This is a genomic window from Acidovorax sp. Root217, assembly GCF_001428645.1.
In the GTDB taxonomy this organism is placed as follows: Bacteria; Pseudomonadota; Gammaproteobacteria; order Burkholderiales; family Burkholderiaceae_C; genus Acidovorax.
In genome coordinates, this window is the sequence record NZ_LMIH01000005.1 from 260,207 (window position 1) to 282,038 (window position 21,832).

A 21,832-nucleotide genomic window follows, 5' to 3' on the forward strand; every position below is an offset into this window, starting at 1 on the left:
TAACCCAGCGCAAGCGTCTGCCGGGTTATCCAAAACCCGTGCGTTACCGCGCAGATTGCATCAGAACGTCACACCGGCACACAGAATCACGTTCGCATAGGGCGTGCATTCCCCGGTGCGCACCATCACGCGGGCCTCGCGGCACAGGCGCTTGAATTCCTCGTGCGGCACTGCCTCGGGTGCCACGGGCAGGGTGCACCAGCCGGGCAATGCCCCTGCGGCGCGCTCCACGGCCTCGCTGGCGATCAGGGCACGCTCGACCTGCATTTCTGCCAATACTGCCTGCAACACGTCGGCCACCGCCGGGATGCCCGGCGTCAGCGCCAGATCAATGCGCCGGGGGCCGGGCGGGATCGGCAGGCCCACGTCGCCGATCACCAGCATGTCGCCATGGCCCAGGCAGGCAATGGCGTGGGAGAGTTCGGCGTGCAGCAAGGTGGTGCGTTTCACAGCGGGATCCAGTCGGGTGGTTGCGGGCTTGCCGCCACGGCGGCCCGGGTGGGGATGGAGGGCTGGGCCCCCGCCTGCGTCACGCACAGCGCGGCCGCGCGAATGCCATCCCGCACGGCGGCGTTCAGCGGCTCGCCGCGCGCCAGGGCCACGGCCAGTGCGCCAAGGAAGGTGTCGCCTGCGGCGGTGGTGTCCACGGCCTTCACGGCCATACCCGGGTGGTGCGTGCTGCCCAGGGTGTCGGCTGCCACGGCGCCGGCTGCGCCCAGCGTGACCACCACCTGCGCCGGCCCCAGGCCGCGCAGCGTCTGTGCGGCCACGGCGGCGTCGGCCACGGTTTCCACGGCAGTGCCTGCCAAAGCCGCAGCCTCCACCTCATTGACCACCAGCGTGTGCACCAGCGGCCACAGGCCCTCGGGCAGGCGCTGGATGGGCGAGGGGTTGAGCAACACGCGGCAGCCGACTGCAAACGCCTGCTGCGCGGCGGCCAGTACCTGGGACAGGGGGGTTTCGAACTGCACAACCAGGCTGTGGGCCTGGGCCAGCACAGCCCCGAGGGCCTGTGTGTCGAGTTCGAAGCGGCCATTGGCGCCGGGTACCACGACGATGCGGTTCTGCCCGGTGGCTTCCACGGTGATGGCCGCCACACCTGTGGTCTCTGTGGGGTCGGTCTGCACGCCGCTGTGGTCGATGCCGTCCTGTGCCAGGCTGGTGCGCAGCGTATGCCCATAGGCATCGCCGCCCACGCGGCCGAACAGGTGCACGCGGGCGCCCTGGCGTGCGCAGGCCACGGCCTGGTTGCCGCCCTTGCCGCCAGGCACCAGGTGCAGTGCCTGGGCCAGCACCGTTTCGCCCGGGCCTGGCGCATGTGCCACCTGCAGCACCAGGTCCATGTTGAGGCTGCCCACCACCGCGATGTTGGGTGTGCCGTGCTTTGCCGCGGCCGTCATGGCTGGACCTGTGCCGTGGAAGCACGCACGCGCAGCTCGGGTTGCAGCATGACCTTGCGCGCATCCTGGCGCTTGCCGTCGATGCGTTCGAGCAGCATGTCCACCGCCAGCGCACCGATGCGCTGCTTGGGTTGGGCCACGGTGGTCAGCGGCGGGCTGGTGAAGGCGGTGAGCTCGATGTCGTCGAAGCCCACGATAGACAGCGCTTCGGGCACGCGCAGGTCACGCTCGTGCGCTGCGCACAGCGCGCCCATGGCCATCAGGTCGTTGCAGACGAACACGGCGGTGGGCGGCTGCTGTGCGCGCAGCACGGCATGCATGGCCTCATAGCCGCCCTGGCTGGTGAAGTTGCCGTGCCACAGCAGGCCTTCGCTCGTGCCGCAGCCGGCATCGGCCAGCGCGGCGCGCCAGCCGGCGATGCGTTGCTCGCTGGGCGCGATGCCCTCGGGCCCGCCGATGCAGGCGATGCGCCGGTGGCCCAGCGACAGCAGGTGGCGCGTGGCCAGCAGGCCGCCCTGCATGTGGGCAGTTTCTACCAGGTCGCAGGGCTGCTGCTCGGCCAGCTCGATCTCGCGGTCCACCAGCACCGTGGGGATGGACAGGCCCGCCAGCTGCGTGGGCAGCGTGGCGTCGTGCCCGGTGGAGACGACGATCAGCCCGTCGATGCGGCGTTCGGCCAGCACCTGCAGGTAGCTGCCCTGGCGGTGCGCCTCGTCGTTGGTGTTGCACAGGATGAGGTTGTAGCCCGCTCCGAAGCAGCGGTCTTCCACCGCGTGCACGATCTCGGCGAAGTAGGGGTTGGAGCTGTTGGGGATCAGCATGCCCAGCGTGCGCGTGTTGTTGCTCTTGAGGCTGCGGGCGATGGCGCTGGGCACGTAGCCCAGGGCGCGGATGGCTTTTTCGACGCGCTCGCGCCCCTCGGGGCTCACATGGCGCGTGCCGTTGACCACGTGGGACACCGTGGTGACCGATACGTCGGCATGCCGCGCAACGTCCTTGATAGTAGCCATGGAGAAAATGGTGAGACAGGGAATTCGTGGGGAGATGGAAGGTTCAGGCCGCCGCGCGCCGCTGGCGCAAGGTGTCCACGATGACCGCCGCGACGATCACCACCCCCGTGATGATGCGCTTGCTCGGCTCGCTGGCACCCACCTGCGCCAGGCCGGCCTCCAGCACTGCAATGATCAGTACGCCGAAGGCGGTGTTCACCACCGAGCCGCGCCCGCCCATCAGGCTGGTGCCGCCGATCACCACGGCGGCAATCACCTGCAGCTCCATGCCCGTGCCGGCATTGGGGTCGGCCGCCTCCAGGCGTGCCGACTGCATCAACCCGGCCAGGCCGGCCAGCAGACCGGTCACGGCAAACACGATGACGCGGATGGGCCGTGGGTCCACACCGGCCAGGCGCATGGCCTCCTCGTTGGTGCCAATGCCGACCACGCAGCGGCCGAACACCGTGCGCGTGAGCACCAACTGCGCCACTACCACCAGCGCCAGCGCGATCAGAAAGGCCACCGAGATGCCGCCGAGCATCGGCGCGGACAGCCATGAGATCGCGTCGCCCACGTACTGTGTGCGCGAATCGGTCACCACGTAGGCCCCGCCGCGCACGGCCTCGAGCATGCCCAGCGAGACGATGAAAGACGGCAGGCGCCACGCCACCGACACGGCCCCGGTCACGGTGCCACAAATCAGGCCCGTGGCCAGCGCCAGCAGCGCGGCGGCAGGCACGCTCCATTTCCACTGCACGATGGCTGCGGCCGAGGTGGCGGCGGCCAGCGCCATCACCGAGCCCACCGAGAGGTCGATGCCGGCGATGATCAGCACGAAGGTCATGCCCACGGCCATCACGGCCAGCGCCGGGATCTCGTTGGCGATGGTGACGAAAGTCTCCACGCTCCAGAAGTAGTCGGAAAGGGTGGAGAACAGCGCCACCATGCCCGCCAGCACGGCCATCAGCCCGAGGTAGGTGCCCAGCTGGCTGCGCCAGGCGGGCGTGGGGCGGGGTGCTGCAACAGCGACAGCGGCAGGGGATGCGGGGGCGTTCATACGGTGGCGGGACTGGAAGAGGATGAATGGCCAGGGGCTTCGCGGCCACCGGGCTCGGAGAATGCAGCGGCCAGCAGCGATTGCTCGGACCACTGCCCGCGCTCGAACACGGCCACCAGGCGGCCGGCGCTCATCACGCCGATGCGGTCGGCCATGGCCATCAGCTCGCGCAGGTCGGACGAAACCATGAGCAGTGCACGCCCGCTGGCGGCCATGCGGTCGAGTTCGCCATAGAGTTCGGCGCGTGCCCCCACGTCCACGCCACGCGTGGGTTCGTCGAGCAGCAGCACCCGGCCTTCGCGGTGCAGCCAGCGTGCGAACACCACCTTCTGCTGGTTACCGCCCGAGAGCGTGCCCACGGGTTGTTCGGGGCTGCGGCAGCGAATGCCCAGTGTCTGGACGAATCCCTGCACCAAGCGGTTTTCCTTGGCGCGCTGCAGCCAGCCTGCGCGCGAGATGGCGGACAGGTCGGACAACGTGGCATTGATGCGGATGGACTGGCCCAGTAGCAGGCCCTGGGACTTGCGGTCCTCGGTGACCAGGCCCACGCCGGCCGCGATGGCCTGCATCGGTGAGGCAAAGCCGCGCGGCAGCACGCTCGGGGTGGCGCCTGCCGCAGTGTTCGGATCGGGGTGCAGCATGACGCTGCCCCGGTCGGCGCGGTCCGCGCCGAACAGCAGCCGCACGAGCTCGGTGCGGCCCGAGCCCACCAGGCCCGCAATGCCGAACACCTCGCCAGCGCGCAGCTCCAGGCTCACGTCCTGCACCGCCGTGCCCCGGCCGATGCCCTGGGCGCTCATCACCACCGGGCCGGCGGCGCGGCGCGGGCGGTGCTCCAGGTCGCTGACGGAGCGGCCCACCATACGCTGCACCAGGTCGTCCTCGCTCATGCCGGCCATGGGGCGCGCGTCCACCAGGCGGCCATCGCGCAGCACGGCCACGCGGTCGGCAATGCGGCGCAGCTCTTCCAGCCGGTGCGACACGTAGACGATGGCCACGCCGCGCGCCGTGAGGCGCGCGATCTGGTCGAACAGGTAGCTGGTCTCGCGCGGGGTGAGCATGGCGGTGGGCTCGTCGAGCACCAGGATGCGTGTGTCGTCCTGCAGGTTGCGCGCAATCTCCACCATCTGCTGCTGGCCTATGCCCAGTTGCGACACGGGCGTGGCGGGGTCGATGCTGTCCAGGCCGATCTTGGCCAGTTGCGCGCGCGCAGCGGTATGCAGTGCATCGCGCCGCAACCAGCCCGCGCGGTGCGGCAGGCGGCCCATGAGCAGGTTCTCGGCCACGGTGAGCGTGGGCACCAGGCCCAGCTCCTGCATCACCATGCGCACGCCCAGGCGCTCGGCCTCGCGGCGCGAGGCAGGGGCGTAGGTCTCGCCGGCCAGGCGCATGCCGCCGCGCGTGGCCGATTCCAGCCCGCAGACGATCTTGGACAGGGTGCTCTTGCCCGCACCGTTCTCCCCCGTGAGCGCCAGCACCTCGCCGGCGTTGAGCGCGAGCGTGATGCTGTCGAGCACGGTGGCGGTGTAGTCCTTGCCCACTGCGTCGATGCACAGCAGCGGCGCGGCAGGGGCTTGGGAGGCAGGTCTGTTCATATCGTCCAGCGGCTGGGAGTGGCGGCTGAGAGCGGCCGTTTACTTGCTGCCCTTGGTGACCAGCACCACGTCGGTCTTCACCTCGGCGGGCAACTGGGCCTGGGGCGTCTTGGCGGCAATCGCCTTTTGCGCCAGCTCGATGCCAAACACGGCCTGCTTGGCGGCGTACTGGTCGGCGGTGGCCAGCACGCGGCCATCGGCCAGCATGGGCTTGATGGCGCCGATGTTGTCATAGCCCACCACCTGCACCTTGCCCGCCTTGCCCGCGGCCTTGACGGCGGCGACCACGCCCAGCGCCATGCTGTCGTTGCCGGCCAGCAGGGCCGTGAGGTCGGGGTGCTCGCGCAGCATGCCGGCGGCCACGGTGTTGCCCTTCTCGATTTCCCACTGGCCCGACTGCACGCCCACCACGGTGATGCCGGCGGCCTGCATGGCGTCCTTGTAGCCCAGGGTGCGCTGCTGCGCGTTGAAAGTGGTCGACACGCCCTCGATGATGCCCACCTTGTCGCCCGACTTGAGGGACTTGGCCAGGTGCTCGCCCACCAGCTTGGCGCCGGCGCGGTTGTCCGGGCCGACGAAGGGCACGGTCAGGTTCTTTTCCTTCAGGGCATCGCCGTCCAGCCGGTTGTCGATGTTGACCACGATGATGCCCTTGTCCACGGCGGCCTTGACGGCCGGCACCAGGGCCTTGGAGTCGGCCGGGGCGAGCACGATGGCGCTGACCTTCTGCGCCACGGCCTGCTCGATCATCTTGATCTGCGCAGCCGTGTCGGTCTCGTTCTTGATGCCATTGGCCACCAGCGTGTACTCGGTGGCGTGGGCCTTCTGGTGCGCCTTGGCGCCGTCTTCCATGGTGCGGAAGAACTCGTTGGCCAGCGACTTCATGACCAGCGCGATCTTGGGCTTGTCCTGCGCCCAGACGGGGCTGGCAAGCATGCCGCCGAGCACGGCAATGGTGGCGGCGGTCTGAACGGAACGGCGGGTGAACTGCATGGTGTCTCCTGTTGGAATGGTGGGCAAGGCACGGCCACCGAAAAGCCGCGCGAAATTGCGCGAGAGCCCCGGTGGCGTACCAAGCCAGTGCTGTGTCGCCTGGCAATCATAGCGCCCGCAATCGTTTGCGCAAACGATTGCTAATCGGGGATTACCCTAAAAAGTGCGATGCGCGAAGCGCAGTCGAGGTGCCTCGGGACGCATCCACTGGGCATACCGGGGAGCCGAAAAAAAGGGCGCCGAAGCGCCCTGGAAAATGGGGTGGCCAGCGCCGGCCGAGGTGCTATGCCGTGGGCGCGCGCAGCTCGCGCCGCAGGATCTTGCCCACATTGCTCTTGGGCAGTTCGTCGCGGAACTCGATGTACTTGGGGCGCTTGTAGCCGGTCAGGTTCTCCTGGCAGAAGCGGGCCACGTCTTCCTCGCTCAGGGCAGGGTCGCTCTTGATGACGAAGATCTTGATCGCCTCGCCCTGCTTCTCGTCGGGGATGCCGATGGCCGCGCACTCCACCACGCCGGGGCACAGCGAGACGACCTGCTCGAGTTCGTTGGGGAAGACGTTGAAGCCGCTGACCAGGATCATGTCCTTCTTGCGGTCGATGATGCGCGTGTAGCCGCGCTCGTCCATGATGCCGATGTCGCCCGTGCGCATGAAGCCGTCGGCCGTGAAGGCCTTGGCGTTCTCCTCGGGCTGGTTGTAGTAGCCGGTCATCACGTTCGGGCCGCGGATGCAGATTTCGCCCGACTCACCCTGCGCCAGGCTGTTGCCTGCGTCGTCCTTGATGGCAATGTCGATGCCCGGCAGCGGCAAGCCGATGCTGCCGCTGAACTCGGTGTTGGTCACCGGGTTGTTGGTGCCGATGGCGCAGGTTTCGCTCATGCCCCAGCCCTCGATCATGGTGCTGCCCGTGAGCTTCTGCCATTGCTTGGCCGTGCCCTCCGACGCGGCCATGCCCCCGGCCTGCGACACGCACAGGTGCGAGAAGTCGAGTGTGCGGAACTGCGGGTTCTGCAGCAGCGCGTTGAACAAGGTGTTCACGGCGGGCAGCATGTGGAAGGGGCGCTTCTTGAGCTCAGCCACGAACTTGGGGATGTCGCGCGGGTTCGGGATCAGCGTGAGGCTGGAGCCCTGGCGGATGGCCAGCAGGCACAGCGTGAGCGCGAAGATGTGGTACAGCGGCAGCGCAGCAATGCTGTTGGCGCGGCTGAGGTCGCCGACCTTGGACAGGGCGGGGGTGAACCAGGCCTCGGCCTGCAGCGTGGCGGCGACGATGCAGCGGTGGGTGAGCACCGCGCCCTTGGACAGGCCGGTGGTGCCGCCCGTGTACTGCAGGAAGGCGATCGAGTCGAGCGTGGCCTGGCTGGGCGCCAGCGTGCGGCGCTCGCCCAGGGCGAGTGCCTTCTTGAACGGGACCACCTTGCGGCCGTTGGTCAGCGGCAGCTCGTAGGCCGGCACCATCTTCGCCAGGTGGCGCACGGCAAACGTGATCCAGCGGCCGAACCACGGGCCGAGCAGGTCGCCCATCGAGGCCATGACCACATGCTTCACGGCCGTGTTGTCGATCACCTCGGCCAGCGTGTGGGCAAAATTTTCCAGGATCACGATGGCCGTGGCACCCGAGTCCTTGAGCTGGTGCTGCAGCTCGCGCGCGGTGTACAGCGGATTCACGTTCACGCAGGTGTAGCCGGCGCGCAGCACGGCGGCCATGGTCACGCCGAACTGGGGCACGTTGGGCAGCATGATGGCCACACGGGCCCCGGGCTCAAGCCCCAGGCCCTGCAGGTAGGCGCCCATGGCGCCGGACAGGCGATCGAGCTCGCCGTAGGTCATCCACTGGTCCATGCAGACCGAGAAGGGGCTCGATGCGTTCTTGCGGAAGGACTCCTCCAGCATATGGGCCACAGAGCGGTATTGCTCGGGCTTCACGTCGTGCGGGACGCCCGGGGGGTAGCTCTTGAGCCAGATCTTTTCCATGCGCTTTTCCTTGCTCGCCAGTAAGTGTTGGGCACAGATTGTCAAAGCGCGAGGGGGCAATCAGCTATCGGGCTTGTCCTAGGGTGCGGGCCAGTTCGGTCCCCGAGGTGACAGCATCGCCGTCGAACAGCAGGTGCATCAGTGCCTGCTCGCGCTGCTCGATGGTGGCCAGGAACTGCTCGACCGCGCCGCGCTGGCGTGCCAGCTGGCCGAAGGTGTCGAATCCGGCTTCGAGAAACTGCTGCAAGGCACCCATGCCGGCTGCCGTGGCAGGCCCGCGCATCATGCGCAGCATGGTGCGCAGGCCGGGCGTGCGGGTCAGGCGCGCCAGGTCGCGCCCCATGGCCAGCACCCGCGCCAGTTGCTGCTCGCGTCCGGTGCGCTGGCCCACGGCGCGCCATGCGGCGGCGTAGCGGGGGGCTTCGGGTGCGGCGGCATCGGCCTGCAGCCAGGCGCGGCCCATGTCCTGGTCAAGGTTCTCGGTCTGGGCATGCAGCACGGCCAGCGCCACGGCGGTGTCCACCACGGGGCGGGGAAACATGGTCTGCAGTGTCCCTGCGATGCGGGCGAACTGCTGGTCGCGGGCCGTGTAGTCTTTGTCGCTGTAGAGCTCCTCCAGAAAGAAGCGCGCTGCCGGACCAAACGCGGGCGACGCCATCAGGTCGGCATAGGTGCCGGCAAAGCGGCGCGCCTGCAGCGTTTTGACGGTGGCCACCACTGCCCCCAGGGGCGCATCCCCCGTGCGGTGCAGGCGCAGCGCGTTGACATCGGCAATGCTGTCGCGGATGGTCTGGGCCGCGTCCATAGGTCCGTCTCCTGAGGCCGCACAATGCAGCGACGCCATTAGAACCTGTTCAAAATGGTCTTGCACAGCGTCGTTGACGGGAAACAACTCCATTCAAATCATGATTGCGCACGGGCAAAAAATCCTTCTCCTGATTCTTGCGCTGGCTGAAGCCGCCTGGCTGGCCTGGCAGTGGCCACAATCCCCCGCGCGGGCGCTGGCCGGTGCGCTGTTGCCCCTGGCCTTGTTCTGGCTGGTGATGGCCATCGAGTTCGTGCTCATGCACCGGCTCAACCGGCGCGATCCCGCGCCACGGGCGCGCCTGTCCCAGGTGGTCGGCGCCTGGTGGGCCGAGATATGGGTATCGCTGGCCGTGTTCTGCTGGCGCCAGCCGTTTCGCCATCAGGCGGTGGGGGACTGGCTGCCGGGCCAGGCGACGGGCCGCCGCGGCGTGGTGCTGGTGCACGGTTTCATGTGCAACCGGGGGCTGTGGCTACCCTGGTATGCGCCGCTTCAGGCGCAGGGCCATGCCCATGTGGCGGTGAACCTGGAGCCGGTGATGGGCTCCATCGACGACTATGCCGCGATCATCGAGGACGCCGTGCTGCGCGTGACGGCTGCCACCGGCATGGCACCGGTGTTGCTGTGCCACAGCATGGGTGGCTTGGCGGTGCGCGCCTGGCTGCGCGTGCATGCGGCCGATGCGCGCGTGCACCGCATCCTGACCCTGGGTACGCCGCACGGCGGCACGTGGCTCGGGCGCTTCAGCCGCGCCGTCAACGGCCGCCAGATGAGCCTGGCGGGCGACTGGGTGAAGGGCCTGCTGAGCGTGGAGCCGCAGGGGCGGGCGCAGCGCTTCACCTGCTGGTATTCCAACTGCGACAACATCGTCTTCCCGGCCAGCACCGCGACCCTTGCGGGGGCGGACAACCGCTTCCTCGACGGCCTGGCGCATGTGCAGATGGCACTGCACCCCGAAGTGATGGCCGCCTGCCTGACCGAGATCGGCAGGGACTGACTATTCGATCTTGATCTTCGCGGCCCGGATCAGGAACTCGTACTTGCTGTTTTCCGAGCGCACGAACTGCGCGAACCCGTCCAGCGTGAGCTCCTCGGGGGTGATGCCCATCTGCTTGAACTTCTCTTTGCCGGCCGCCGACTGCATGGCGGCCGTGAAGGCCGCCGCGTAGCGCTGCGCATCGGTCTGCGGCAGCGATGCCGGTGCGAACAGCCCGAACCAGGTCGAGACGTTGAAGCCCTGCACGGCATCGTTGATGCTGGGAACCTGCGGCAGCGCGTCGCTGCGGCTCAGGGTGGTCACGCCCAGCGCGTGCAGCTTGCCCGAGCGGATGTGCGGCAGCGCCGACGCGAGGTTGTCGAACACCATCAGCACCTGGCCAGACTGCAGCGCTGCCAGCGCCGGGTTCGAGCCCTGGAAGGGCGTGTGGCCCATCTTGGTATTGGTCAGCGACTTGAACATCTCGGCCGAGATATGGCCGATGCTGCCGTTGCCGCCCGAACCGTACTTGGCCTGGTCGGGGTTTTTCTTGAGGTACTGCACCAGGTCGGGCGTGGTCTTGATGCCCAGCTTGGCTGCCTGCTCCGCGTTCACGACCAGCACGTTGGGTGTGCGGGCCACAAGTGCGATGGGCTTGAAGTCCTTGATGGCGTTGTACGGGAAGTTCTTGTACAGCCAGGGGTTCACTGCATGGGTAGCCACGGCGCCCATCAGCAACTGGTTGCTGCCGGCCGGTGACTTGGCCACCAGGTCGGCGCCGGTGCCGCCGCCGGCGCCGGGCTTGTTCTCCACCTTGATGGCTCCCAGTTGCGCAGCTGCGCCTTCCGCGATGATGCGGGCCGAGGTGTCCAGAGGGCCGCCCGCAGGGTAGGGCACCACGATGGTCATCGGGGCGGAAGGGGTCTGGGCCATGGCGGCGGTGGCCGCCATGGCCAGGGCCACACTGAACAAGGTGCTACGGAGCGACATCGGGATCCTCTTGATTTCCGGAGTGCGCAGTATATGCACGTGTACAGGGTTTACCCTTTGTTACTTACCGAGTGGTCAAACCGCCTGTGCAGGTGGAACGCGCTCAAGAGGCGATTGGCTGTGCCCCGCTTCAGCGGACGGGAATTCCGCCCTGGAGTGCACGCAACGCCAGGGCGGCATCCACGCGCTGCAGTTCTTCCGGCGTGAACAGCTGCTGGCGCAGTGCCTGAGCCGCCGCCTCACCCTGTCCGGTGCGCGCCTGGCTGAGTTCGTCGAGCCGGCTTTGCCACTGCTGCTCCTCGCGGTCCAGTTGCGCCAGGGCATGGGCGGCCTGCTCCCCGAACTGTGCGCTGCGCGCCGTGTGGCGCTGGAAATCGCCCACGCCCTGGGCGTTGAAGGCGGCCGTCTGCGCGGCGGCATCCATGTGGGCCGTGGCTGCAGCGCGCTCGGCACGGCGCTCGGGAGCGAGTTCGGCTTCGGTGGCGCGCAGCGCGCTGTCACGCTGCTGCGGCGTCAGCTGGGTATTGCGCGCGATCTCCAGGCGCGCCAGGGTGTAGCGGTCGAGTTCGGCCTCCTGTGCAAACAGGGCGTCGTACTCTTCGTCCTGGAAGTGCTGCTGCCGGATCTTCTGGCGCGCCTCCATGGCCTCGCGCAATGCGCGCGGATCACCGGGGTCGCGGGGGGCCGACAAGGCGCCCAGTGCCACGCGGTAGTCCACATAGCGCTCGGTCAGGGCCAGGGCGCGCGTGGCCAGTTCGGCGGGGAAATGCTTGCCCACCAGTTGCGCCAGGCGTTGCTTGAGCGCTTCGGGATCGCTGGCTTCGCCGGCTTCGAAGAGGAGGGCCTCCAGCGTGTTGCGCAGGCCGGGCACCAGCAAGGGGTCGGCCCCCCCGGCTGTCGAAGAGGCGGCCGGGGCAGCGGCGAGGGCTGCGGAAGCCGGTGTGAGCGCTGCCGATGCCGTGCGGCCGGGGGGCGCCGCCGCGCCTGCCGCAGGCAAGGCCGCGATGGCGCCAGGACCGGTGTCCTGGCTCGCCTCGGCACGCCAGGCCCGCCACCCGAGCACGGCCGCGACCAGCAACGCCAGCACGATGGCAGCGGTTACGGCAGGGCGGGGGAAACGGTCCATGGCGGCGATCATCGCAAAATCACAGGCCGGCCGCCTTGAGGCGGTTGGCCTGCTGGCGGTACAGCGTGACCGGGTCGGTCGAGAACCAGTCGCGCAGGCCCACGAGCTGGTTCACTTCATCGAGGTGGTTCTGGCGGTAGTCGCCCAGGTGGGTGCCCAGGCGCGAAGAGCAGGCCGAGACCAGGCCGTCGTTGGCTTCGCCGAAGACCAGGCCCAACACGCCCAGCAGCGCGTCGCTGGCGTCCAGCACATTGGTCAGGGTCTTGGTACCCGTCCAGGAGTAATAGCGCACGCCGTTGACCAGCTCGGCGCCATTGCCACAGCCGGCCGTGGGAACGCCCTGCGGGAAGCGGCGGTTGAACGCGGCCGAGCCGGCGGTGGTGAGCGAATCGAGCGCAGCCGTGGGCATCTGCGGCAGGCCTGAGCCGCCCGAGGTCAGGTTGATCAGCGCCACCAGGGCCGATGCCGCGCCGCTGGCGACGGTTTCGGACACCGAACCCGCCGGCGCCACGCCGCGCAGGATGTCGGCCACGCGCGAGCCGCGGTTCACGCCGCCCACCGAGGTCACCGAGGCGATCTTGCCCGGGGCCACGCCGGCCACGTAGCGCGCGGTGGGGCCGCCATGCGAGTGCCCCACCAGGTTCACCTTGGCTGCGCCGGTGATGGCCAGGATGTTCTTCACCTGGGCCAGCAATTGCTCGCCGCGCACTTCGGTGCTGTTGGCTGCCGAAACCTGGGCCACGTAGACCTTGGCGCCGCCCTGGCGCAGCGCGTCGGGAATGCCGTAGAAGTAGTCCACGCCCAGCGCCGAGTCGAAGCCGAAAAGGCCGTGCACCAGCACGATGGGGTAGCGCGTCTGCGTGTACCCGGCCTGTGCGTGGGCACTGGCCCCGAGGAGCAGTGTCGATGCCGTGGCGGCGAGCGCCAGTCGCCGCAGAAGGCGGCCAAAGAAACCTGTCATGTGCTTGTCTCCGTTGATGGATATTTTTGGTTCTCACAAAAAAGAACGACCGTTCGTTTTTGCGGTATTCATTGTTCTTTGGCAGCCCCTGGTGTCACTATCGGGACATACCCGAGTTTGGTGAAGGGCCATCGCGGTCGACGCCAATTTCGTAGAATCCTGCGCCATGACTGCTTTCAACGCACTTGACAAGCTGGATCGAGCAATCCTGCGCCGTTTGCAGGAAAACGGCAGGGAAACCTACGACGTGATCGGCGAGCAGGTGGGCCTGTCGCCCAGCGCCGTCCTGCGCCGGGTCAAGCGGCTCGAAGACAGCGGCGTGATCGCGCGCTATGTGGCCCTGGTGCCGCCCGAGGCCGTGGGCCTGGGGCTCACCGCCTACCTCAACGTGCGCCTGGAAAAGCACACCGAGAGCCACAAGCGCAACCCCATGGACGTGTTCCGCGCGAGCGTGCAGACCTGGCCCGAAGTGGTCGAATGTGCCTCGCTCACGGGCGAGATGGACTACCTGCTGCGCGTGGTGGTGGCCGACATGGCGCACTACAGCCGCTTCATCATGGACACGCTGCTCAAGCACCCCAGCGTGCAGGACTGCAAGACCAGCTTCGTGCTGGACCGTGTGAAGGCGACCACGGCCGTGCCCGTGTGAGAATCCGCGGGCCTGCTCCCATGCCGAGGGAGGTGTTTCACGGATGCCCATGATCGCCATCGACGACCTGCACTTCGGCTACGGCCGCAACGCGCTCTACCAGGGGTTCTGCGCAGAGGTGCGCCAGCCCGGCATCTACGGCCTTTTCGGGCGCAACGGCAGTGGCAAGTCCACCTTGCTCAAGCTCCTGTGCGGGCTGCTCACGCCCTGGGGCGGGCAGGTGCGGGTGATGGGCCAGGTGCCCCGCCAGCGAGCGGCGGACTTCCTGGCCAGTGTCTACATCGTCCCCGAGGAATTCCACCTGCCCAATCTGACCACGGGCCAGTTGGCAGACACGCAAGGCGTGTTCTACCCGCGCTTTTCCACGGCTCTGTTCGGCGAATACCTGGCCGAGCTCGAGGTGCCCACCGCCAGTCGCTTCGAGGCCATGAGCCTGGGGCAGAGGAAGAAGGCGGCGATCGCCTTCGCGCTGGCGACGGGTACGCCGCTGCTGCTGATGGACGAGCCCACCAACGGGCTGGACATCGTCGGCCGCGGCCAGTTCCGTCGTCTGATGCAGCGCCCCGAGCATGCCGAGCGCGCCGTGCTCATCAGTACCCACCAGGCGCACGACCTCGAAAGCATACTGAGCCACATCTGGTTCATTGACCAGGGGCAACTGGCCCTGTCGGCGCGCATGGCCGATCTCGCCGGCGTGCTGCGCACCGGCGTGGCGAGCGGCGCGCAGGATTTGCCTGCCGCGCAGGACCTGCTGTACCAGGAGCGCATCGGCCAGCAGACTGCCTATGTGGCGCGGCATTCCCGATCCGATGCAGAGGCTCCGCTGGCTGGCGGGGCGATGCAGCTGGAGCTGCTCTACAAGGCACTGAGCCTCAACCGCGATGGCATGCTGGCGGCGCTGGTGCCGGCGCAGCAGACGGGCTTGTCCGTGGAGCAGGCATGAACATCGAATTCATCCCTGTGCGCGCCCCGGAATCGCCCACTTTTTCGTGGGCGCGCTGGTGGCGCCTTGCGCGGGCCCAGTGGGCCGAGCAGCGGCCCCAGTACCTGGCGCACCTGCTGGTGTGCGGAATGCTCTACATCGCGCTGCTGCTGTTCTTGCTGGGGGTTTCAGGCTTTTCTGCGTTCCAAACCGCGGTGCAGGTCTCGCTGTACTTTGGGGGCTTGTTTCTCACGGGCTTCGTGTTCGCCGGGCGCTATTTCGGGGCCATGGCGCAGCGCGAGTCGGCCTTGCTGGCATTGATGCGGCCCGCGTCGGTGTTCGAGAAATGGCTGCTGTGCGCCGTGGTGGTGGCCATGGCCTACCCGCTGGCCTACAGCCTGCTGTTCCTGGCGATCTCCTGGCCCGTGCAGCAGATGGTCATCGCAGTGCGCTCGGCCCTGGAGCCGCAGACCTTCAAGCCCGAGGACTATGCGCTCTTCGTGCCGCTGGCGAAGATGGCCGCCCGGCAGGCCATGCCGGTGCCCCAGCAGGCAGGCTTTCTGGTCGCTTTCTGGGCCCTGCAGGCCTTTGCCGTGGCGGGCTCGCTCTACTATGCGCGCGCCTCTTTGCTCAAGACCCTGGCGTTGGGCTTTGCGCTGTTCGTGCTCACGGCGCTGGTGTGCTCCGTGGCGGGTGTGCGGGGTGAGGTGCTGTTTGCCTGGTGGTCTTCGAGCGGGGCCGTGCCCCGGGATGCGGGCGTCCATGCCATCAACGCGTTGCTGTGGATCGGCCTGCCCGCGCTGCTGTGGCTGCAGGCCTATGTGCACCTGAAAGAAAAGGAGCTGCGGTGAGCACCCCCGTGGCCACACGGCGTGCCCCGCCCCGGCGCGGGCGCTGGCTTTTTCTGGGAACCCTGCTGCTGTTCTGGACGCTGCTGTTCACGAGCGGCATGGATCGCTTCAAGAGGCCGGAGCCCACCGCCGTCGCCTACACCGTCGAGGCCCGGGCGCTGGTGGGCGTGAACGGTCTGCGGCTGGAGGAGGCGGGCGACAATGCCTCGCGGTTGTCGGTGCGCGTGGTGCTGGACGATGTGCCCGATGTGCGGATCACAGTGCAGTCGCGCCATGGGGACGGCGATGGTCCGGAGACGCTGCCCGGAAAATTCCCGGGGCTCACCGCCACCCGCGAAGGCGACACGCTGGTCCTGCACTGGACTGACGTGCCGGCGCCTGCCGGTGCGCAGCCCAGACGGCCTGGGAAACCCGCCGTGTGGATGGAACAGATCGTTCTGCCCACCCAGTTCAGGCACCTGGCACTCGCACGCGCCCGTATCGAAGCGCAAGCCCCCGTGGAGCGGCTGGAAGTGGCCGGGCAGGCTATCGCCGTACGCGGCACCGTCACACACCTGGACCTGTGGTCCACGCAGTGCCGGCCCTGTGGCACCTGGGTGGTGCCCGCAGTGGCCGAGGACCCGGCCCAGTGCGCGGAACGCACCCGCCGGGGCACGGCGTCGATGGAGGTGCAAGCGGCCGGCATGCGTTCACTGCGGGTGGACGCCCTCGCCGGGAAACTGGATCTATCGGAGACCCAGGGCCTGCAAAGCGCGGTTCTGCAACTGGGGGACTCCGTCGCAGTGTCGGTCGACCGTGCGAGCGTGCTGGAGAAGGCGCGCGGCAGCGCCAGGGATGATGCCCTTGGCCTGCCTGACGCCTGCGGCGTGCCGGCTGCGGCGCCCAGGCCCGTGCCCGTGTCGTCGGCCTATACATCGCAGGCCGAGGACACACCGGCCCGCCAAATGCCTTGAACGGCGAGCTGCCAACAGCGGGCAGTCCCCGTGTGGCCAGGGGTGTTGCTCTTGCATCCTGTGCGCCACAGGCTTAACGTGGCGCTGCCGGGCGGATGGCTCGCAGGGCTGGTGCGCAACCGGCATGCCGGTCGTTTTGCTATTAAATGGAGAGCATCCCGTGCCGGCTGTGTTTCATGTCATCCCACTTTTCGAAGGAATTCGACGCACCTCACTATTTTGCTGCAATGCAGCAAAAATCACTGGAAATTCCTAGGGAAAACCCTTATATTTGCAGCATGACCGCTACCAAAAACTGGCTCAAGGCATCCTGGGACGCAGGCCGGGGAATGCTGCGCCCGGTCACGGGGCGTCCGCATGAGAGCGAGGACAAAATGTCTCCACCGGTGATGGTTCCCATCCGTTCGCTCGGCCCTTCTTACCGCGAGCGCATCACGGCCCACCTGCTGCAGCTGGAGCCCGCTGACCGCTATCTGCGCTTCGGCTACGCTGCCAACGACGAGCAGATCCGCCGCTATGCGGACCAGCTCGACTTCAACCGCGACGAGATCTTCGGCATCTACAACCGGCGCCTGGAGCTCATCGCCATGGCGCATCTGGCGTTCTCCGAGCACCCTGAGTACAAGCACTGCGCCGAGTTCGGCGTGTCCGTGCTCAAGCAGGCCCGGGGCCGAGGCTTCGGTGCACGCCTGTTCGAGCGCGCCGTGATGCACGCCCGCAACGAGGGGGTGAACATGGTGTTCATCCATGCGCTGTCCGAAAACACCGCCATGCTCAAGATCGCCCGCAATGCCGGCGCTCAGGTGCGCCGCGACGGCTCGGAGTCCGAGGCCTACCTGCAGATCGCACCGGCCAGCCTGGACACCCGGATGGCCGAACTGGTCGAGCAGCAGTTCGCCGAGGTGGACTACCAGCTCAAGCGCCAGGCCAAGCAGTTCTGGGACTTCCTGGCCAGCGTGCAGGAAGTGCGCAGCGGCGTGCAGCATGCGCGCCACCAGTCCGCCGAATAGGCCGGACAGCGTGGGCAGGCGGTCCTGCAACCGCCGATTGGCCTCAGGACGACAGGCGATGTCACAACAATCCGCTATCCTAGGGGCCTGTTCCACTACCGCACGTCCTGCACTCCAAGACAGTGTCTGACCCGCACCCCGGGCGATTGCCCGAAAAGGAAGACAAGCGCACCTTCCTGCAGAAAGTCGCCGAGTTCATCCACCCCGGACCGGACTCGACCGAAGAGCTGATCGAAACGCTGGCCGAGGCCGAGGACAACGACGTCATTGGCGCCGAGTCGCGCGTGATGCTCGAGCGTGTGATCCGCATGGCCGACATGACGGCGGGCGACGTGATGGTGGCCGCGCCCCGCATGGACCTCGTCAACATCGATGCGCCGTTCGATGAGCTCCTGTACCTGGTCATCAACACGGCGCACTCGCGCTTTCCGGTGTACCAGGGCGAGCGCGAGAACATCATCGGCATCCTGATGGCCAAGGACCTGCTCAAGCTGCAGCGGGCGCCCGAGCTGAACATCCGCGCGCTGCTGCGCCCGGCCGTGTTCGTGCCCGAGAGCAAGGGCCTCAACGACCTGCTGCGCGAGTTTCGCGGCAATCGCAACCACCTGGCCATCGTGATCGACGAGTTCGGCCGCGTGGCAGGGCTCGTCACCATCGAAGACGTGCTCGAACAGATCGTGGGCGAGATCGAGGACGAGTTCGACATCCCCGAGGATGCGGGCGACATCTTCGCCCTGGCCGACCGCACCTACCGCGTGAGCGGCGACACGCCCATCGAACGCGTCGCCGAGTCCTTCGAGGTCACGCTGCAGGGCAGCGATGCCGAGGAACAATTCGACACCATCGGCGGCCTCATCGCCCACGAGATGGGCCATGTGCCCAAGCGTGGCGAACAGTTGGAGCTCGGTGGCCTGCACTTCGTGGTGCTGCATACCAAGGGCGGCGCCGTGCGCTGGTTCAAGGTATCGCGGATCGAAGAGAGCCAGGCTGGCGCTTGATGGGGTTGGCGCGCCGAACGCAGGGATCCGGACTTGCCTTGCCCGTGCTGATCGCCGTGCTGGCGGGGCTCGCGCAGGCGGCCTCGCTGGCCTTGCCCTGGAATGGGCAGCCCCAATGGTGGCTGCAGATCGCATCGCTGGCCGTGCTGGCCTGGCAAGTGCGCGCGGGAGTCCCCACGGGGCGCCGTGGCGCGCTGCTGGGTTTTGCCTTTGCCACCGCCTGGCTGTGCGGCACCTTCTGGTGGCTCTATATCTCCATGCACACCTATGGCGGGCTGGCTGCGCCGCTCACGGTGGCTGCCATCCTGGGGCTGGCGGCCTTTCTGGCCAGCTACTACGCGCTCGCGCTCGGCGTCTTCTGCCGGCTGGCCGTGGTGCACCGTGTAGGCGCTGCGCTGCTGTTCGCAGCGCTCTGGACGCTGGCCGAGATGGCGCGCGGCTGGCTCTGGACCGGTTTTCCCTGGGGCGCCGGCGGTTATGCCCATGTGGATGGCCCGCTGGCGGCGCTGGCGCGCTACGTGGGTGTCTACGGCCTGTGCTTCGTCGCGGCCGCCATCGCCATGCTGCTCGTGCAGGCGCGCGCCAGCGATCTGCTCCGCCTGCGCGCCTGGGCCCTGGTGGCGGGCGGGCTGGCGGTGCTGGGTCTGGCCACGGTGGACCGCCACTGCGCCGTGGAGCTGTGCCACACCCCTGCGGCGCGCGCACCGGCCCCGCTGCAACTGGCGTTGTTGCAGGGCAATATCCCGCAGGACGAGAAATTCCAGCCGGGCTCGGGTGTTCCCATGGCATTGCAGTGGTACCGCGAGCAACTGGAGCGTGCCACCGCGCCCCTGGTCGTGGCGCCCGAGACGGCCATTCCCCTGCTGCCGCAGCAGCTGATACCGGGCTACCTCGAAGGCATCGCCCAGCGCTACGCCAGCGGCTCGCAGGCGGTACTGCTGGGCATTCCGCTGGGGGATGAGCGCGAGGGCTACACCAACTCGGTGCTGGGTGCACGGGCGGGGCTGGCCGAACCCTACCGCTACGACAAGCACCACCTGGTGCCGTTCGGCGAGTTCATCCCGCCCTTCTTCAAGTGGTTCACGCAGATGATGAACATCCCCCTGGGGGACTTCAACCGGGGGGGCTTGGGCCAGGCGCCGTTTGCCTTTGCGGGCCAGCGCATCGCCCCCAACATCTGCTACGAGGATCTGTTTGGCGAGGAGCTGGGAGCGCGCTTTGCCGATCCGGCCGGCGCCCCCACGGTGTTCGTCAATTTCAGCAACATCGGCTGGTTCGGCAATACGGTGGCCATCGACCAGCACCTGCACATCAGCCGCATGCGCGCGCTGGAGTTCGAACGCCCGATGGTGCGCGCCACCAACACCGGTGCCACGGCCATCATCGATCATCGGGGCGTGGTCACGCACCAGCTGGAGCGCCACACCCGTGGCGTGCTGCTGGGCGCGGTGCACGGCCGGGGAATGGATGCGCAGCAGGGCTGGGCCATCACGCCCTACGCCTTCTGGGTGTCGCGCTGGGGCCTGGTTCCCCTGGCACTGCTGGCGGCCGCCATCGTGCTGGTGGCGGCCCTCGGGGCGGGTCGGCGTGGCCGGGCGGTGCGGTCGAAAAACGGTGGTTTTCGGGAGTAGCGGGCCTTGATCCTGGTCAGCTGCGGCAGGGGTGCCCCAGTGCCCTGGCAGGCCAATGCGCGGCACAGGCTCGCCGTGCCTTGATAATAGAGCCCGCAAGCGGGGGCTTGTGTTGGATACAACGATGATTTGAAGCGGTGTGGCCGCTGTTCTGGAGCACGACTGAAAATGGCAGATTCCTTTTCCTACGAACAACTGATCGCCTCGGGCGAGGGCCGGCTGTTCGACGCTGACAGCGGGCGCCTGCCGCTGCCGCCCATGCTGATGTTCGACCGCATCACGCACATCGATAGCGATGGTGGCGAGCACGGGCTGGGAAAGGTCCGCGCCGAGCTGGACGTGCGTCCTGACCTCTGGTTCTTTGCCTGCCACTTCCAGGGTGACCCGGTCATGCCCGGTTGCCTGGGCCTGGACGCCATGTGGCAGCTGATCGGTTTTTACCTGACCTGGCTGCGCCTGCCGGGCAAGGGCCGCGCCCTGGGCGCCGGCGAAGTCAAGTTCACCGGCGAAGTGGGCCCGGACGTCAAATTGGTCACTTACGAGATCGACATCAAGCGCGTGATCAAGCGCAAACTGGTCATGGCCATCGGCGACGCGCGCCTGTATGCTGACGGCAAGGAAATCTACGTGGCCAGCGACTTGCGCGTGGGCCTGTTCAAGCGCGAGGAAGCCGGCGCAGCCCCAGGGGAGGCAGCATGAAACGCGTGGTCATCACGGGCACGGGCATCGTCTCGTGCATTGGCAATGACAATGCCAGCGTCACCGAGTCGCTGCGCGAGAGCCGTCCGGGCATCCGCGCCATGCCCCAGTTCACCGAGCTGGGCATGCGCAGCCAGGTGGCCGGCGTGCCGCAGATCAACCTCGAAGAGCTGATCGACCGCAAGCAGCTGCGCTTCATGGGCGATGCGGCGGCCTATGCCCACATTTCGCTGGCCAACGCCATTGCCGAATCGGGCCTCACGCCCGAGCAGGTCTCGCACCCGCGCACCGGGCTCATCATGGGCTCGGGGGGCGGCTCGCCCGCCAACCAGATCGAGGCCGCCGACATCCTGCGCAGCAAGGGCATCCGCCGCGTGGGGCCTTACCAGGTCACGCGCTGCATGAGCTCCACCGTGTCCGCCTGCCTGTCGACCAACTTCGGCATCAAGGGCATCAACTACTCCATCACCTCGGCCTGCAGCACCTCGGCGCACTGCATCGGCGCAGCCGCCCAGCAGATCGCCTGGGGCATGCAGGACGTGATGTTCGCCGGTGGCGGCGAAGAAGTCAGCTGGGGCATGGGCCTGCTGTTCGACGCCATGGGCGCCATGTCCAGCGCCTACAACGCCACGCCCGAAAAAGCCTCGCGCGCCTATGACGCCCACCGCGACGGCTTCGTGCTGTCGGGCGGCGGCGGTGCCGTGGTGCTCGAAAGCCTGGAACATGCACAGGCACGCGGCGCCACCATCCTGGGCGAAATCGTCGGTTTCGGCGCCACCTCGGACGGCGCCGACATGGTCGCCCCCTCGGGTGACGGCGCCATCGCCTGCATGCGCCAGGCCATCGCCACGGTGGACGGCTCCATCGACTACATCAACACCCACGGCACCTCCACACCCGTGGGCGACGTGCCCGAGTTGCGTGCGATCCGCGAAGTCTTCGGTGACGCCATTCCCCCGTTCTCGTCCACCAAGTCGCTCACCGGCCACTCGCTGGGTGCCACCGGTGTGCAGGAGGCGATCTACTGCCTTTTGATGCTGCGCCAGGGCTTCATCGCCGGCTCGGCCAACATCGACAACCTGGAGCCCGCCGCCGAGGGCATGCCCCTGGTGCGCGAGACGCGCGATGCGCCGATCCGCACCGCGCTGTCCAACAGCTTCGGCTTTGGTGGCACCAACGCCAGCCTCGTTTTGCGCCGGTGGGATAACTGATCCGCGCGATCTCCGGCAGCCCGCCATCCTGCAAGGGATGG

At 67.8% G+C, this 21,832-nt stretch carries 21 protein-coding genes; 10 read left to right on the forward strand and 11 right to left on the reverse strand.

What is annotated here, in order from left to right; genetic code table 11:
- Nucleotides 1-60 precede the first annotated feature (60 nt).
- The 8 genes from rbsD to ASE31_RS02830 form a co-directional block, all read right to left on the reverse strand.
- Nucleotides 61-450 (reverse strand): D-ribose pyranase, encoded by a 390-nt coding sequence (gene rbsD / locus ASE31_RS02795; protein ID WP_057199997.1) that lies wholly within the window; start codon nucleotides 448-450, stop codon nucleotides 61-63.
- Nucleotides 447-1,400 carry a ribokinase gene (rbsK, locus tag ASE31_RS02800; protein WP_057199998.1) on the reverse strand — a complete coding sequence of 318 codons (954 nt, stop codon included), beginning with the start codon at nucleotides 1,398-1,400 and terminating at the stop codon, nucleotides 447-449. The genes rbsD and rbsK overlap by 4 nt, the downstream gene beginning before the upstream one ends.
- Nucleotides 1,397-2,410: a LacI family DNA-binding transcriptional regulator gene (locus ASE31_RS02805; protein ID WP_057199999.1), complete on the reverse strand. Its 1,014-nt coding sequence runs from the start codon at nucleotides 2,408-2,410 to the stop codon at nucleotides 1,397-1,399. Before ASE31_RS02805 ends, rbsK begins: the two co-directional genes overlap by 4 nt.
- A 43-nt stretch (nucleotides 2,411-2,453) precedes the next feature.
- Complete coding sequence (locus ASE31_RS02810) at nucleotides 2,454-3,449, reverse strand: ABC transporter permease (protein WP_057200000.1); 996 nt, start codon at nucleotides 3,447-3,449, stop codon at nucleotides 2,454-2,456.
- Nucleotides 3,446-5,044, reverse strand: coding sequence for a sugar ABC transporter ATP-binding protein (locus ASE31_RS02815; RefSeq protein WP_057200001.1), 1,599 nt, complete (start codon nucleotides 5,042-5,044; stop codon nucleotides 3,446-3,448). Before ASE31_RS02815 ends, ASE31_RS02810 begins: the two co-directional genes overlap by 4 nt.
- A 39-nt stretch (nucleotides 5,045-5,083) precedes the next feature.
- Complete coding sequence (locus tag ASE31_RS02820; protein WP_057200002.1) at nucleotides 5,084-6,037, reverse strand: sugar ABC transporter substrate-binding protein; 954 nt, start codon at nucleotides 6,035-6,037, stop codon at nucleotides 5,084-5,086.
- Between the two features lie 283 nt (nucleotides 6,038-6,320).
- Nucleotides 6,321-8,009 carry an AMP-binding protein gene (locus ASE31_RS02825; protein WP_057200003.1) on the reverse strand — a complete coding sequence of 563 codons (1,689 nt, stop codon included), beginning with the start codon at nucleotides 8,007-8,009 and terminating at the stop codon, nucleotides 6,321-6,323.
- Between the two features lie 64 nt (nucleotides 8,010-8,073).
- The gene (locus ASE31_RS02830) at nucleotides 8,074-8,814 is read right to left on the reverse strand and encodes a hypothetical protein (protein ID WP_057200004.1); all 741 of its coding nucleotides are present in this window, start codon (nucleotides 8,812-8,814) and stop codon (nucleotides 8,074-8,076) included.
- A gap of 100 nt (nucleotides 8,815-8,914) precedes the next feature.
- Between ASE31_RS02830 and ASE31_RS02835 the strand changes: the two genes are divergently transcribed.
- Entirely contained in the window at nucleotides 8,915-9,811 is an 897-nt protein-coding gene (locus tag ASE31_RS02835; protein ID WP_057200005.1) for a triacylglycerol lipase, read from the forward strand.
- Here ASE31_RS02835 and ASE31_RS02840 read toward each other — a convergent pair whose 3' ends face one another.
- From ASE31_RS02840 to ASE31_RS02850, 3 genes are all read right to left on the reverse strand, one after another.
- Nucleotides 9,812-10,780 (reverse strand): tripartite tricarboxylate transporter substrate binding protein, encoded by a 969-nt coding sequence (locus ASE31_RS02840; RefSeq protein WP_057200006.1) that lies wholly within the window; start codon nucleotides 10,778-10,780, stop codon nucleotides 9,812-9,814.
- 130 nt (nucleotides 10,781-10,910) lie between these two features.
- The gene (locus ASE31_RS02845; RefSeq protein ID WP_057200236.1) at nucleotides 10,911-11,906 is read right to left on the reverse strand and encodes a lipase secretion chaperone; all 996 of its coding nucleotides are present in this window, start codon (nucleotides 11,904-11,906) and stop codon (nucleotides 10,911-10,913) included.
- A gap of 19 nt (nucleotides 11,907-11,925) precedes the next feature.
- Nucleotides 11,926-12,867 carry a triacylglycerol lipase gene (locus ASE31_RS02850; protein WP_157412315.1) on the reverse strand — a complete coding sequence of 314 codons (942 nt, stop codon included), beginning with the start codon at nucleotides 12,865-12,867 and terminating at the stop codon, nucleotides 11,926-11,928.
- A gap of 166 nt (nucleotides 12,868-13,033) precedes the next feature.
- Between ASE31_RS02850 and ASE31_RS02855 the strand changes: the two genes are divergently transcribed.
- The 9 genes from ASE31_RS02855 to fabB all read left to right on the forward strand — a co-directional run bounded on the left by ASE31_RS02855 (nucleotide 13,034) and on the right by fabB (nucleotide 21,791).
- Nucleotides 13,034-13,516: an Lrp/AsnC family transcriptional regulator gene (locus tag ASE31_RS02855; RefSeq protein WP_057200007.1), complete on the forward strand. Its 483-nt coding sequence runs from the start codon at nucleotides 13,034-13,036 to the stop codon at nucleotides 13,514-13,516.
- A gap of 43 nt (nucleotides 13,517-13,559) precedes the next feature.
- Nucleotides 13,560-14,459, forward strand: coding sequence for an ABC transporter ATP-binding protein (locus tag ASE31_RS02860; RefSeq protein ID WP_235514241.1), 900 nt, complete (start codon nucleotides 13,560-13,562; stop codon nucleotides 14,457-14,459).
- Entirely contained in the window at nucleotides 14,456-15,289 is an 834-nt protein-coding gene (locus tag ASE31_RS02865) for a hypothetical protein (RefSeq protein ID WP_057200008.1), read from the forward strand. The genes ASE31_RS02860 and ASE31_RS02865 overlap by 4 nt, the downstream gene beginning before the upstream one ends.
- Nucleotides 15,286-16,242, forward strand: a complete 957-nt coding sequence (locus ASE31_RS02870; protein ID WP_057200009.1) for a hypothetical protein — start codon at nucleotides 15,286-15,288, stop codon at nucleotides 16,240-16,242. The genes ASE31_RS02865 and ASE31_RS02870 overlap by 4 nt, the downstream gene beginning before the upstream one ends.
- A 278-nt stretch (nucleotides 16,243-16,520) precedes the next feature.
- The gene (locus ASE31_RS02875) at nucleotides 16,521-17,252 is read left to right on the forward strand and encodes a GNAT family N-acetyltransferase (protein ID WP_057200010.1); all 732 of its coding nucleotides are present in this window, start codon (nucleotides 16,521-16,523) and stop codon (nucleotides 17,250-17,252) included.
- A gap of 122 nt (nucleotides 17,253-17,374) precedes the next feature.
- The gene (locus ASE31_RS02880) at nucleotides 17,375-18,250 is read left to right on the forward strand and encodes an HlyC/CorC family transporter (RefSeq protein ID WP_057200011.1); all 876 of its coding nucleotides are present in this window, start codon (nucleotides 17,375-17,377) and stop codon (nucleotides 18,248-18,250) included.
- Nucleotides 18,250-19,881 carry an apolipoprotein N-acyltransferase gene (gene lnt / locus ASE31_RS02885; protein ID WP_057200012.1) on the forward strand — a complete coding sequence of 544 codons (1,632 nt, stop codon included), beginning with the start codon at nucleotides 18,250-18,252 and terminating at the stop codon, nucleotides 19,879-19,881. Before ASE31_RS02880 ends, lnt begins: the two co-directional genes overlap by 1 nt.
- Before the next feature lie 168 nt (nucleotides 19,882-20,049).
- On the forward strand, nucleotides 20,050-20,580 hold the full coding sequence (gene fabA / locus ASE31_RS02890) for a 3-hydroxyacyl-[acyl-carrier-protein] dehydratase FabA (protein ID WP_057200013.1): 531 nt from the start codon (nucleotides 20,050-20,052) through the stop codon (nucleotides 20,578-20,580).
- Nucleotides 20,577-21,791, forward strand: coding sequence for a beta-ketoacyl-ACP synthase I (gene fabB / locus ASE31_RS02895; RefSeq protein WP_057200014.1), 1,215 nt, complete (start codon nucleotides 20,577-20,579; stop codon nucleotides 21,789-21,791). The genes fabA and fabB overlap by 4 nt, the downstream gene beginning before the upstream one ends.
- Nucleotides 21,792-21,832 lie beyond the last annotated feature (41 nt).

Bases quoted from the DNA above. Each gene is read 5' to 3' on its own strand.
- ASE31_RS02810 (WP_057200000.1), bottom strand. From the start codon at position 3,449: ATGAACGCCCCCGCATCCCCTGCCGCTGTCGCTGTTGCAGCACCCCGC.
- ASE31_RS02840 (WP_057200006.1), bottom strand. From the start codon at position 10,780: ATGTCGCTCCGTAGCACCTTGTTCAGTGTGGCCCTGGCCATGGCGGCC.
- ASE31_RS02815 (WP_057200001.1), bottom strand. From the start codon at position 5,044: ATGAACAGACCTGCCTCCCAAGCCCCTGCCGCGCCGCTGCTGTGCATC.
- ASE31_RS02820 (WP_057200002.1), bottom strand. From the start codon at position 6,037: ATGCAGTTCACCCGCCGTTCCGTTCAGACCGCCGCCACCATTGCCGTG.
- ASE31_RS02850 (WP_157412315.1), bottom strand. From the start codon at position 12,867: ATGACAGGTTTCTTTGGCCGCCTTCTGCGGCGACTGGCGCTCGCCGCC.
- ASE31_RS02865 (WP_057200008.1), top strand. From the start codon at position 14,456: ATGAACATCGAATTCATCCCTGTGCGCGCCCCGGAATCGCCCACTTTT.
- ASE31_RS02855 (WP_057200007.1), top strand. From the start codon at position 13,034: ATGACTGCTTTCAACGCACTTGACAAGCTGGATCGAGCAATCCTGCGC.
- fabA (WP_057200013.1), top strand. From the start codon at position 20,050: ATGGCAGATTCCTTTTCCTACGAACAACTGATCGCCTCGGGCGAGGGC.
- fabB (WP_057200014.1), top strand. From the start codon at position 20,577: ATGAAACGCGTGGTCATCACGGGCACGGGCATCGTCTCGTGCATTGGC.
- lnt (WP_057200012.1), top strand. From the start codon at position 18,250: ATGGGGTTGGCGCGCCGAACGCAGGGATCCGGACTTGCCTTGCCCGTG.
- ASE31_RS02845 (WP_057200236.1), bottom strand. From the start codon at position 11,906: ATGGACCGTTTCCCCCGCCCTGCCGTAACCGCTGCCATCGTGCTGGCG.
- ASE31_RS02825 (WP_057200003.1), bottom strand. From the start codon at position 8,009: ATGGAAAAGATCTGGCTCAAGAGCTACCCCCCGGGCGTCCCGCACGAC.
- ASE31_RS02830 (WP_057200004.1), bottom strand. From the start codon at position 8,814: ATGGACGCGGCCCAGACCATCCGCGACAGCATTGCCGATGTCAACGCG.
- ASE31_RS02860 (WP_235514241.1), top strand. From the start codon at position 13,560: ATGCCCATGATCGCCATCGACGACCTGCACTTCGGCTACGGCCGCAAC.
- ASE31_RS02835 (WP_057200005.1), top strand. From the start codon at position 8,915: ATGATTGCGCACGGGCAAAAAATCCTTCTCCTGATTCTTGCGCTGGCT.
- ASE31_RS02805 (WP_057199999.1), bottom strand. From the start codon at position 2,410: ATGGCTACTATCAAGGACGTTGCGCGGCATGCCGACGTATCGGTCACC.
- rbsK (WP_057199998.1), bottom strand. From the start codon at position 1,400: ATGACGGCCGCGGCAAAGCACGGCACACCCAACATCGCGGTGGTGGGC.
- ASE31_RS02875 (WP_057200010.1), top strand. From the start codon at position 16,521: ATGACCGCTACCAAAAACTGGCTCAAGGCATCCTGGGACGCAGGCCGG.